Annotated in this window: 12 protein-coding genes; 8 read left to right on the top strand and 4 right to left on the bottom strand. The window is 71.2% G+C overall.

Translation table 11 applies throughout. From position 1 onward, the window contains the following. Positions 1-107 precede the first annotated feature (107 nt). On the top strand, positions 108-1,133 hold the full coding sequence (locus ACYVE9_RS06840) for a YihY/virulence factor BrkB family protein (RefSeq protein WP_461026824.1): 1,026 nt from the start codon (positions 108-110) through the stop codon (positions 1,131-1,133). On the opposite strand, the gene ACYVE9_RS06845 is transcribed toward ACYVE9_RS06840, so the two are convergent. Next, positions 1,093-2,382 carry a D-alanyl-D-alanine carboxypeptidase family protein gene (locus ACYVE9_RS06845; protein ID WP_461026825.1) on the bottom strand — a complete coding sequence of 430 codons (1,290 nt, stop codon included), beginning with the start codon at positions 2,380-2,382 and terminating at the stop codon, positions 1,093-1,095. The genes ACYVE9_RS06840 and ACYVE9_RS06845 overlap by 41 nt on opposite strands. Positions 2,383-2,555: 173 nt before the next feature. Further along, positions 2,556-4,121: an ABC transporter substrate-binding protein gene (locus ACYVE9_RS06850; RefSeq protein WP_461026826.1), complete on the bottom strand. Its 1,566-nt coding sequence runs from the start codon at positions 4,119-4,121 to the stop codon at positions 2,556-2,558. A 264-nt stretch (positions 4,122-4,385) separates the two neighbouring features. Here ACYVE9_RS06850 and ACYVE9_RS06855 point away from each other — a divergent pair, with 264 nt between their 5' ends. The 3 genes from ACYVE9_RS06855 to ACYVE9_RS06865 all read left to right on the top strand — a co-directional run bounded on the left by ACYVE9_RS06855 (position 4,386) and on the right by ACYVE9_RS06865 (position 6,620). After that, on the top strand, positions 4,386-4,913 hold the full coding sequence (locus ACYVE9_RS06855; RefSeq protein WP_461026827.1) for a DUF421 domain-containing protein: 528 nt from the start codon (positions 4,386-4,388) through the stop codon (positions 4,911-4,913). A 209-nt stretch (positions 4,914-5,122) separates the two neighbouring features. Beyond that, entirely contained in the window at positions 5,123-5,998 is an 876-nt protein-coding gene (locus ACYVE9_RS06860; protein WP_461026828.1) for an endonuclease I family protein, read from the top strand. Positions 5,999-6,086: 88 nt separating this feature from the next. Beyond that, positions 6,087-6,620 (top strand): hypothetical protein, encoded by a 534-nt coding sequence (locus ACYVE9_RS06865; RefSeq protein ID WP_461026829.1) that lies wholly within the window; start codon positions 6,087-6,089, stop codon positions 6,618-6,620. 145 nt (positions 6,621-6,765) lie between these two features. Here the strand turns inward: ACYVE9_RS06865 and ACYVE9_RS06870 are convergent, their stop codons facing one another. Both ACYVE9_RS06870 and ACYVE9_RS06875 read right to left on the bottom strand, forming a co-directional pair. Then, positions 6,766-6,936, bottom strand: coding sequence for a hydrophobic protein (locus tag ACYVE9_RS06870; protein WP_461026830.1), 171 nt, complete (start codon positions 6,934-6,936; stop codon positions 6,766-6,768). Positions 6,937-7,244: 308 nt separating this feature from the next. Further along, positions 7,245-7,439 carry a CsbD family protein gene (locus ACYVE9_RS06875; protein ID WP_461026831.1) on the bottom strand — a complete coding sequence of 65 codons (195 nt, stop codon included), beginning with the start codon at positions 7,437-7,439 and terminating at the stop codon, positions 7,245-7,247. Positions 7,440-7,862: 423 nt separating this feature from the next. Between ACYVE9_RS06875 and ACYVE9_RS06880 the strand changes: the two genes are divergently transcribed. The 4 genes from ACYVE9_RS06880 to ACYVE9_RS06895 all read left to right on the top strand — a co-directional run. Further along, positions 7,863-8,252 (top strand): STAS domain-containing protein, encoded by a 390-nt coding sequence (locus ACYVE9_RS06880; RefSeq protein ID WP_461026832.1) that lies wholly within the window; start codon positions 7,863-7,865, stop codon positions 8,250-8,252. A 198-nt stretch (positions 8,253-8,450) separates the two neighbouring features. After that, positions 8,451-9,428, top strand: coding sequence for a polyphosphate kinase 2 (ppk2, locus tag ACYVE9_RS06885; RefSeq protein WP_461026833.1), 978 nt, complete (start codon positions 8,451-8,453; stop codon positions 9,426-9,428). Between the two features lie 291 nt (positions 9,429-9,719). Then, positions 9,720-10,607, top strand: a complete 888-nt coding sequence (locus tag ACYVE9_RS06890; protein ID WP_461026834.1) for a LolA-like protein — start codon at positions 9,720-9,722, stop codon at positions 10,605-10,607. 144 nt (positions 10,608-10,751) lie between these two features. After that, positions 10,752-11,371 (top strand): hypothetical protein (locus ACYVE9_RS06895; protein WP_461026835.1); only part of this gene is annotated, 620 nt, incomplete at its 3' end.

Raw genomic sequence — 11,371 nt, forward strand, 5'->3', positions numbered from 1 at the left:
CGCCGGGCCTCGGCGGCCCCGGCGCGCTGCGCCCGTCCCTCCGCGGTCGGCGGGACCGCGGCCTGTCGCGGGCGGTGGAAGGGAGGCGAGCGGGTAGAAACGGTCGCATGGAGTGGTTGATCCGGCAGCCCGTCATCGGTCCCTTGCTCGTCCGCCTGATGCGGACCCACCTGTGGCGTGCCTACGAGCGCCTGGAGGCGGCGCACTGGGCGCGGCTGTCCGCGGCGATCACCTTCATCAGTTTTCTCTCCGTCTTCCCGATGCTCGCGCTGGCGGCGGCCGTCGGTGCCGCGTTCCTGTCGGAGCGGCAGATCGAGGACGCGCAGGAGTGGATGAGCGACCAGGTCCCGGGCATCTCCGAGCAGGTCGGACTCCAGTCGTTCGTCGACAACGCCGGCACGGTCGGTCTGATCGCGGGTGTGCTGCTGCTCTTCACCGGCCTGAACTGGGTGCGTTCGCTGCGGGAGTGCCTGCGTGAGGTGTGGCTGCTGCCGGACGAGGAGGTCAACTTCGCCCTGGCCAAGCTGAAGGACCTCGGAGTGCTGGCCGGTCTCGGCGCGGTGGGGGTGCTGTCGCTGGCCGGCTCGACGTTCGCGGTCGGCGCGGTCGAGTGGACGACGGACCGGCTCGGCATCGAGCACAGCGGGGCGGTCGGCTGGCTGCTGCTGCGGCTGCTGCCGGTCGCCGCCGCCCTGGTGGTGGACTTCCTGCTGCTGGCCTACGTGCTCACCCGGGTGCCCGGCGTCGCCCCCGGCCGCCGCGCCCTGGTGGTGGCCGCGGTGATCGGCGCGGTCGGCTTCGAACTGCTCAAGCTGCTGCTCGGCGGCTACCTGACCGGTGTCGCCGGCAAGAGCATGTACGGCGCCTTCGGAGTGCCCATCGCCCTGCTCATCTGGATCAACTTCATGGCGAAGCTGCTGCTGTTCTGCGCCGCCTGGACGGCCACCGAGCACCGCGACGCCGGGGACGACACCGACACTGAGAACGCTGAGAACGCTGAGAACGCTGAGAACGCTGAGAACGCTGAGAACGCCGAGAACGCCGAGAACGCTGAGAACGCCGGGAAGACCGGGCCGGCGCCCCGGCCGGGCACTACTGCCGGTCCTGACGGGAAGGCCGTTCCGGCCGGCTGAGCCCGGCTGCCGCGGGCCGGCTCCGGCGCACCACGACGCCCACGACGCCCAGCGCGACCAGCACCGCGCCGGTCAACCCGAGTGCCGTGCCCACGCCGCCCGACTCCTGCCGACCGGACGCGAGGTTCTGCTCACCCGGTCCGGCCGGCGCGTTCGCGCCGCTTCTGCCGCTGCCCGCCGCCCGCACCTTCTCCCGTGCCTCCTCCCGCACCGAGACGGGTGGCACGAGCTCACCCACCGGGGTGACCTTGCCGGCGGCGGCGAAGCCCCAGTCGAAGAGCTTCGCCGTCTCCTTGTAGACCTGGTTGCGGCCCTCGTCCTCGTCCGGGTGCATGACCGTCACCAGCAGCTTGCGTCCGTCCCGTTCGGCGACTCCGGTGAAGGTGTAGCCGGCCTTGCTGGTGTAGCCGTTCTTGATGCCGGCCAGTCCGCGGTAGGGCTTCAGCCCCCAGTCGCCGATCAGCAGCCGGTTGGTGGTCTGGATCTGGTAGTGCTCGCGCTTCTTCTCGCTGCCGCCGCCGGGGAACTCGGCGCGGACGGTCGCCGCGTAGTCGCGGAAGTCGGGTTTCTGCATGCCGGACCGGGCGATCAGGGTCAGGTCGTAGGCCGAGCTGTGCTGCCCCTCCGCGTCGTAGCCGTCGGGGCTCACCACGTGGGTGTCGTCCGCGCCCAGCTCCCGGGCACGCTCGTTCATCTGACGGACCGTCTCCGCCATGCCGCCGTTCATCGCGGCCAGCACGTGCACCGCGTCGTTGCCCGAGCTGAGGAACACGCCGTTCCACAGGTCGTGCACCTGGTAGGAGTAGTCCTCCTTCACGCCCACCGCGCTGCTGCCCGCGCCCATGCCGGCGAGGTCCTCGGGCAGCACCAGGTAGTGGGTGTCCTTGTCGAACTTCGGCAGCAGGGTGTCGGCGAACAGCATCTTCAGGGTGGACGCGGGCGGCAGCCGCCAGTGCGCGTTGTGCGCGGCGTAGACGTCACCGGTCTCCGAGTCGGCGACGATCCAGGCGCGGGCCGTCAGACCCCCGGGCAGTTCCGGTGCCTTCGACGCGGGCAGCGGCTGCACCTGCGTGCCCGGCCTGCCGAGCCGCTCGCCGCCCACGGTGGACATCTGCCGCGGCGGCTCGGGCTGCGCCCGCTCGGCCTTGTCGGCGTGTGCCGGGGTGACGCCGGCGAGCAGGACGGGGAGCAGCACCGCAGCGGCCACCGCCGGACGGGCGATGAAACAAGCGACAGTATGAGGAGTCATCGGCACGTACGAAACGTACCGCCTCACCTGCGAAGTGGTCACCGGTGGAGGCCTTCCCGGTGACGGGCTGCGTCCTTGTGGGGGACGTTCTCAGCCAGTCGGACGCACACGCCCGCCGCCGCCCCCCAGGCGTACGAGGGGCCGGACGCGCACCCCGCCGCCGCCCCGGGGGTTCACAGCCACTCCAGCTTCCACAGCCGCCACATCCCGCTGTTGTCCGACAGGTACTGGGTGCCCGCCACCTCGGGATCGCTCAGCACGTAGTCCTTCTTCTGCCACAGCGGCAGGATCGGCACGTCCCGCGCCACCTCCAGGTGGATCGTCCGGAACTCCTCCATCATCCGGCTGCGGCTCCGGCTGCGCTGGGTGGCCGCGATGAGGGAGTCCACCCGCTTGCTGCGGTAGCCGTTGTGCAGCGAGTTGTCGCTCCCCACCAGCGCGGCCGTGTACGTGTCCGGATCGGGGAAGTCCGGTACCCAGCCCAGGCAGTAGGCGTCGAACTCGCCCGCCGCGAAGCCCTTGAGGAAGTCCGCCCACTCGTACTTCCTGGTCTCGACCTCGAACAGGCCGGACTGCTCCCACTGCCGCTTCAGCTCCCGCGCCTCCGCGTCGGTGACCGAACCCCGGGAGTACGCCAGCTGGAACCGCACCGGGGTCTCGATGCCGGCCTGGGCCAGCAGCGCCACGGCCGCCGCCCGGTCGGGCTCCTGGTGGAGGTCGAAGAACGGGGTGCCGTGCCCGGTCATGCCCTGCGGGATCAGCGAGTACAGCGGCTCCACGGTGTTCTGGTGCACCTGCCGGCTCAGCCGCTGCCGGTCGACCAGCGCGGCGAGGGCCTGCCGGACGGCGCGCGGCGCGGTGGCCGAGCCCTCACGGGTGTTGAAGACGGTCATCCGGATGTCTGCGCCGGCCTGTTCGGAGACGTCCACCTCCGGGTCGGAGGCGTCCAGCTCGGCGAGCGCCGAGGGCGGCATCTGGCCGTTGTTGACGTGCACCTCACCCTTGCTCCAGGCCTCGGCCAGTTCCTCGGAGGTGGTGAACCAGCGGATCGTCACCGGTTGGCGCGGACGGTCCTGGGCCCCCTGGTAGCCGGGGTTGGGCAGCAGCCGCGCGAGGCGGCCCTTGCGGTACTCCGCCAGCACGAACGGCCCGGAGCCGTCGACCCGCTCCTCCGTGCGGATCTCGTTCTCGTCGTACTGGTCGCTGTCCACGATGGCGGCGGCCCCGCCGGCGATTTTGAGGGGGAAGGTGGCGTCGGGGGTCTTCAGCCGGAACTCCACCGTGCGGCCCTCGGTCCGGACCTCCCGGAGGGCGTCGAACAGCGGGGACGGGCCCTGCTCGTGCCCGATGCCGAGAATGCGCTCGAAGGAGAAGCGCACGTCCTCCACGGTCATCGGGCGCCCGTTGCTGAACTCCAGCCCCTCCCGCAGCGTGCAGCGGTAGGTGAGCAGCCCGCTGCCGACGAAGGAGCAGCGCTCGGCAGCGTCCGGTACGGGCGTCGCCGAGCCCGGTGGAAAGGTCAGCAGCGACTGGTAGACGTTGCTGTACAGCGCCCAGGAAGCGGCGTCGTAGGCCCCCGCGGGGTCGAGCGAGCTGACCTCGCCGGTCGTGCCGACCACGATGGCGCGCTGCTCGTCCGAGCCCCCGCTCAGCAGCCGCCAACCGCCGGCGGCGGCGAGTACCAGCACCGCGCAGAGCACGCCTATCCGGAGCGCCAGCCCGGTCTGCTTCCCCCGCACCTCACCACTGCCTTCCCGAGGAGGGAACTGTGACGGCGATCACCCAACCACAGGGTGGCGCGCAGCGCACGTGGATGGCGCCAATCGGCGGGACCCGGCGAGCAGTTCGCCGGGCGCCGGGGGGCCGGACCACGCCGCCTCCGGGGGACCGGCGGGTGTCTGCGGGGGCGGCCGTGCGCGCGGGGACCGAGCGTGTGGGGGGCCGGGCGGGTGCCGTGTGCGATCCGCACGTGACGGGCGCGGTCGAGCGGGTAGCCGTGGGGCATGTTCTTCGACTCCTGGAACGAAGCAGGCCGAGTGGTCGCCATGGCGGCGATGGCGTACGTGGTGCTGATCGCGGCGGTGCGGTTCTCCGGCAAACGGGCGCTGTCCAAGCTGAACGCGTTCGACCTGGTGGTCACCGTCGCCCTCGGTTCGACCTTCGCGACCATCCTGCTGAGCCGGGACGTCGCACTGCTGGAGGGCGCCCTGGCCCTGGGGCTACTGGTGTCCCTCCAGTTCGTCAGCGCCTGGCTGTCGGTGCGCTCCCGCGGGGTGCGGCGGCTGCTCAAGGCACAGCCGACGCTGCTGCTGTACGACGGGCGGATGCAGCTCGAGGCGATGACTCGCCAGCGGGTCACCCCGGACGAGCTGCGGCAGGCACTCCGGACGCAGGGCGTCGGCGGGCTGGAGGAGGTCGCCGCGGTGGTGCTGGAGACCGACGGCAGCATGAGCGTCGTGACGCGCAGTCAGCTCGGCAGCGGTGACGCCCTGCACGGCGTGCAGGGAGCCCCGGCCCCCGCGTCCTCCTGAGCCCCCCCACCCGGCGCTCCCTTCTCCCGAACCCCCTCTCCCGTGGGCGGACCCGGCTTTCCACCGGCCCGTCACCGAATCGGCGCGCCGCGTTCACGCGAGGCAGTATCCGGCCGTGTCACGCTCAAAGCTGTCGAGTTCATGCCACCGTGTGGCACTGCGGCCTGCTCGCGGAGCTACGCGCGTCACTCGGGAGAGGACACCCCCCCATGCACGAGCCTCGCGCCGGCCGTTGGAAGCCCCTGACCTTCACCGCGGCGGGCCTGCTGCTCGCCGGCCTGGCCCTCCAGGCCCCCGCCATCGCCGCGCCCGACGGCCCGACCGGTGAGGCGAAACGTTCATCCCCGGTGGCGGCTGCGGACGCTGCCGGATCCTCGGCCGCCGAAACCACGTCGGCCCTGGACGAGACGTACTACCGCGACGCGGTCGGCAAGACGGGCCGGCAGCTGAGGAGCGCGCTGCACACCATCATCAGCGAGCAGCGGACCCTCTCCTACCGCCAGGTCTGGGACGCGCTGAAGGCCACCGACGAGGACCCGGCCGACTCCGCCAACGTCGTCCTGCTCTACTCCGGCCGGTCGCAGAGCAAGAACAGCAACGGAGGCGGCTCGGGCGACTGGAACCGGGAGCACGTCTGGGCCAAGTCCCACGGGAACTTCGGCACGGCGACCGGACCGGGCACCGACCTGCACCATCTGCGCCCCACCGACGTGGCCGTGAACGGCATACGCGGCAACAAGGACTTCGACGACGGCGGCAGCCCGGTCTCCGGAGCGCCCGGCAACCGCACCGACGGCGACTCCTTCGAGCCCCGGGACGAGGTCAAGGGCGACGTCGCCCGCATGATCCTCTACATGGCCGTGCGCTACGAGGGGGGCGACGGCTTCGCCGACCTGGAGCTCAACGACCGGGTGAGCAACGGCTCGACCCCGCTGATGGGCCGGCTCTCGGTGCTCATGCAGTGGCACGAGACGGACCCGCCGGACGCCTTTGAGAAGCGCCGCAACAACGTCATCCACGACCGGTACCAGAACAACCGCAACCCGTTCGTCGACCACCCCGAGTGGGCCGCCGCCATCTGGTGACCGGCTGGGGACCGGCGTCGGCTGTCAGCGGCCGCCGATACCTTCCGCAGGAGCACACGCACCGCACCACAAGGGGGATCGGCGGACAGTGACGGGCACGGACACGGGCGCAGGCGGGAGCACGGGCGGAGGTGCGGACGCGGACGCGGACGCCGGGGTGGGTGCCGACGCGACGATGGCGGCGATCGGCCGGGGTGTGGAGCTGGGGCAGCGCGGTGAGCGCGCGGCGGCCCGGGAGGCGCTGGCCGCCCTCTGGGAGACGGTCTCGGTCGCGGACAACGCCCTGCACCGCTGTGCGTTGGCCCACGCGATGGCGGACGTCCAGGACGACCTGAGGGAGGAACTGCGCTGGGACAGGCGCGCGTTGCGGGCGGCGGGCGCGGTCACGGACGAGCAGGCCCGGCAGGCGGGGGCGCCGGGCCCGGTCGCCGCGTTCTACCCCTCGCTGCACCTCAATCTCGCCGAAGTGCATCGGAAGCTGGGTGAACTTGAACAGGCCAGGCATCACGTGCGGTGCGGGACGGCCGCGGCGGAGGCGCTGGGGGACGACGGATACGGCCGCATGATCAGGGGCGGTCTGCTGCGGCTGGAGGCCCGGCTGGCGGAGGACCACCCCGCCTGAGGGGGAGTCGCCCTCTGCCGGAGAGCGGGGGCAGGGGCGGGCCTCGTCCCGTTCCGGGTCCGCCACTGATGGCGCTGAAAAAGACGAAGGGGCCGGTGGGCGCTGAGTAGCGCCCACCGGCCCCTTTTTGCGTCAGTACCCCTTATTACCAGCGGTACCAGCGGCCACGCTTACCGCCACTCGTAGCCGGACGCACCACAAAGCCCAGAAGCCAGACGACCAGGACCGCCAGGGCTATCCACCACAGGATCTCCACGGCGAATCCGGCGCCGAAGAGAATCAGGGCGAGCAGAAGAACGATGAGCAGGGGAACCATAGTAATTACCTCCGAGCGGTCGTATGCCCTCACTCCTGAGAGTCATGCACACGACATTTCATAGATCTTCTTTTGTCGGTGGGGCCGATGCGCCTGTCAACGGGGCCGCACACGCCAGGGGGCGTGCGGGCTGTTCGATGGCAGGTGCATGTCATCAATGCGGACAAAGCGCCGCGGGGACCTTTTGGGCGGCGTGGGGCAGTGGCAAGGCCCGGGAGACCCGACGGGCCCGTTCGGTCGAACGGTCCGTCGAGTCTCCCGACCGTGTCAGTGCTCCGGACTGCCGCCTCGCGCGGCTGTCCGGGAGGTCACTGCTTGAAGACGTCCTTGCCCTTTTCCTTGGCCTGACGGGCGTCGCCCTTGGTCTGCTCCGCGCGGCCCTCGGCCGTCATTTCCTCGTTGCCCAGGGCGCGGCCGGTGGTCTCCTTGACCTTCCCCTTGGCCTGTTCGACCTTGGACTTCTTCTTCTCATCGGAAGTCACGACGTTCAGCTCCTTGCACATTCGAGGCTGCGGACATCCCTACGGATGACCGGGATTCGCCGCGACAAACATTTATTTTTCCCGGCTGTCGAAAAGCGGGCCGGTATGCGCGCGAAAGGCAGGTCGCTGCGGGTGAAGGCGGGTCGCACCCTGTCGCGGCGAGCCGTTCGACGGCGTTCCCGTGCGGGGCTCCTCGCTCGAAGTAGCACATTCGTGACGGATCGTGACAGTTCATTGCTTGGAGTGCCTTATCGGGTGCGCTGAGGTGGCCCGCCAAAAGAACTCAAAAAAGTGGTGGGCGGATGTGTTTGCTTGCCTCCGATCGAGGTACTCCGCGTATCGGCTGGTCGGAGGGGCCCGTCAGGTGCGCGCAAGTGCCGGCGGGTGACCGACGCGACGCCCCGGAACGTGTGTCGCCGTTCGAATCCATGGAAAGGTTGCCGTATGACAACTTTTCACCAGCAGGTTGATTCCGGCGAGCCGCTCCCCGCGTCCACGTACCGGCACGGCGGCACCACGGTCATCGTGCTGGCCGGCGAAATGGACGTGGACACCGAGCCGCAGGCCCGGCAAGCTCTCGCCAGCGCGGTGGAGGAGGGGAGACGGGTCGTGTTCGACCTGTCCGCGGTCACCTTCGCGGACTCCAGCATCCTCAACCTGCTGCTCGGAGCACGCGGCGAGGTGGACCTCACCCTGGCAGGCCCGCTGCACCCGCAGATCCTGCGGCTCTTCGAGGTCACCGGTGTCACCGGCGTCTTCAGGGTGGCCGCCGACCTGGCCGAGGCGCTCGGGAACGACTCGGGACCGCGTTCCACCGCGAGCCCCCACGCGTGAGACCGGGCCCGCGTCCTCACCGTCCTCCACCCGCCGGCTCGCGACACGACCCGCCGCAACCGCCTGCCCACCGGTGTCCCCGGAGGCAGGCGGTTGCCGTTCCCCCGCATCCGGTCACCGCCCCTGGCGGCCGTTTCTGAGACCATCGAGTACCGGCCGGGCCGGCCGCTGCCCCGCCGACGAACCCCGGGAGACCATGTGAGTGCCGACAGGAACGGCGAAGAGCGCCTGCTGGACGGTCTGACCGTGGACGACCGCAACCCCGAGCAACCCACCCTCCGCGACGCCGACGGCAACGCCCCGGCCACCTGGCGCGAGAACCACCCCTACGACCACAAGGTCAAGCGCAAGGAGTACGAGCGCGGCAAGCGTGTGCTCCAGATCGAACTGCTGAAGCTCCAGCGCTGGGCCAAGGAGACAGGGCAGCGCATCGTGGTCGTCTGCGAGGGCCGGGACGCCGCGGGCAAGGGCGGCACGATCCAGCGGTTCACCGAACGCCTCAACCCGCGGGGCGCCCGGGTGGTGGCGCTGGAGAAGCCCACCGAGCGGGAGGCCGGGCAGTGGTACTTCCAGCGGTACGCGGCACACCTGCCGGCCGCCGGGGAGATCGTCTTCTTCGACCGCTCCTGGTACAACCGGGCAGGCGTCGAGAAGGTGATGGGCTTCAGCACGCCGGAGCAGGTCGCGTTGTTCCTCAGGCAGGCGCCGCTCTTCGAGCGCCTGCTCACCGACGACGGCATCCACCTGATCAAACTGTGGTTCTCCGTCTCCCGCTCCGAGCAGCGCACCCGGTTCGCCAAACGGCAGGTCGACCCGGTCCGGCAGTGGAAGCTGTCCGACACCGACCTCGCCTCCCTGGACCTGTGGGACGCCTACACGCACGCCAAGGTCGACATGTTCCGGGCCACCGACACCTCCTACGCGCCGTGGACGGTCGTCAAGAACAACGACAAGAAGCGCGGCCGGCTCGAAGCCATGCGGCACGTGCTGTCGCGGTTCGACTACACGGCCAAGGACCCGGAAGCCGTCGGCAAGCCCGACCCGCTCATCGTGGGAGCCGCCGACACCCTGCTGGAGCCGGACGAGGAGGTGAGCGACCTGTCACCGACGCCCCTGGTCGCCGCCCGGAACACGGACGCCGCGTCGCTGCAGGACCGCCCCGGCGGGCCGCGATGAAACTGCTGGTACTGCTCGGCATCCTGGCCGCCCTGGTGCTGGTCAGGATTCTGGTGCACCGCTACGCGTGGTCCGTCCGGCAGCGCAGGCGCGGTGAGGGCGGCCGGAAGCGCTGAGCGGGGTCGGGGCCCTCGGCCGAGGAGCCCGGGGAGCCCCGGCGGCCGTGGACCGAGCGCCTGGCCGGCTGTTGCCGGCCGGGCGGCATGAGGCGGGGCATACCGGGCACGGCGGCGGGCCCGTGTTCGTTCACCCAGGACAGCCAGCACCGGGTCGAGTCGAGGAGTGGGTGCAGTGCAGCGTGCGTCACGCGGCAACCGGATCGGAACGGCCGTCGTCGCCGGAGTGGCCTCCGGGGTGCTGCTGGCCGGCTGCGGCGGTGGTGACGGCTCCGGCGACGCGGCGGACACCACCGCCTCGTCCACGCCGCGGGACCGGGCGGCCGGGCAGGCGGTGACGGCCGCCCACCAGAAGACGCTGGAGGCCGAAACCGCGGAGCTGAAGCTCACGGTGGACATCAACATGGAGGGCCGGAAGCAGACCGTCGAGGGTGACGGGCGGATCAACCTGCGTGACGGCACCAGCACCATGAGGATCGGGCCCGAAGGACAGCGCATGGAGCAGCGCATCGTCGACACCGTGCTCTACCAGAAGCCGCCAGAGGAGCAGCGCGGCGGGATGCCGGACGGCAAGAGCTGGATCAGGATCGACCTGGAGAAGCTGCAGGGCGAGGCGGGCGGCGGCAACAGCGTGACGCCCAACCCGGCCGACTCCCTCGACTATCTGAAGGCGCTCTCCGAGGACAGCGCCGGCAAGGTCGGCTCCGAGAAGGTGGCAGGCGTCAACACCACGCACTACGAGGTCACCGTCGACGTGCGCGCTCTCGCCGCCGGCGACGCCTCCACCGAACGGCAACTCACGCAGCAGCTGGGCGAGTCGGTGCCGATGGAGGTGTGGCTCGACGACGAGGGCCGGGTCCGTCGCCAGCAGGTCGACGTGACCGTTCCGTCGACCGGGGGCCAGTCGCCGCAGGGCGGCACGATCAGGACGGTTCTGGAGCTGTCCGACTTCGGGACCGAGGTCGACGTCTCCGCGCCGGACGCCGCGAGCACCGTGGACGTGACCGACAGGGTCGCCGGCCAGGGCCCGCAGTACACCGACCCGGCCGGCCCCGGGAACTGACGCCGCGGTGGGCACCGGCCCCTGACGCCCCGGCCCGCGCGGGGCCTGGCGCCGCGGCCAACGGGCCTGCGTTCCCGCCGTGTTCGCCGGCTGTTCGCCCGCGGTGCCTGGGGTGGCCGCGGTACCGGCTCATAGCGTGGGGCCGTGCAGGACGAACCCGAGCGAGGCTTCGCAGGCATCCCGGTCCGCGGTGGGACCGGGCCGGGCCGCCACCTTCCCGACCACCGCAGCCCCGCGGTCAGGAAAGTCGCCGCGGGCGTGGCGCTCGCCCTTCTCGTCCTCCTCGTCGTGTGGCACGACAGGACGACGTGGAACGACGACGAGCTGGAGCGCGCGGCGCTCACCGCGGCCCGTGCCCTGGAGTCCGATCCGGACGCCCTCCCGGAGGGCGACGTGCCCGCCGAACGGATCGAGGAGCTGATCCGGGACGCCGTCATCGAAGGGGGCGGCTGGCAGGCACCCTCGTACGGCGTCAGCGTCGAGGCGTTCGGTGAGGCCGACCTCTACGACGTCACGGCGGTGGGCGTCACGGAGATCGGCGACGTGATCTGCTTCCGGCTCCGACTGCCGTCCGCCCACCGGAACGCCACCGGACGCGTCGACCTGGCGGCGGCCTGGGAGGGCGCCTGCCGACCGCCGACCCCGCCCCTTGACTGGCTCAAGCCACGACGGCCCGACCCCTCACCGTCCGCTTCGTGGCGGACTCCGTCCGCTTCGGGAGAGGCCGGTTCCGCCGACCGGGAGGCCGCCGCTGCCTGCGGCCT

It is taken from the genome of Streptomyces sparsus (assembly GCF_054776295.1).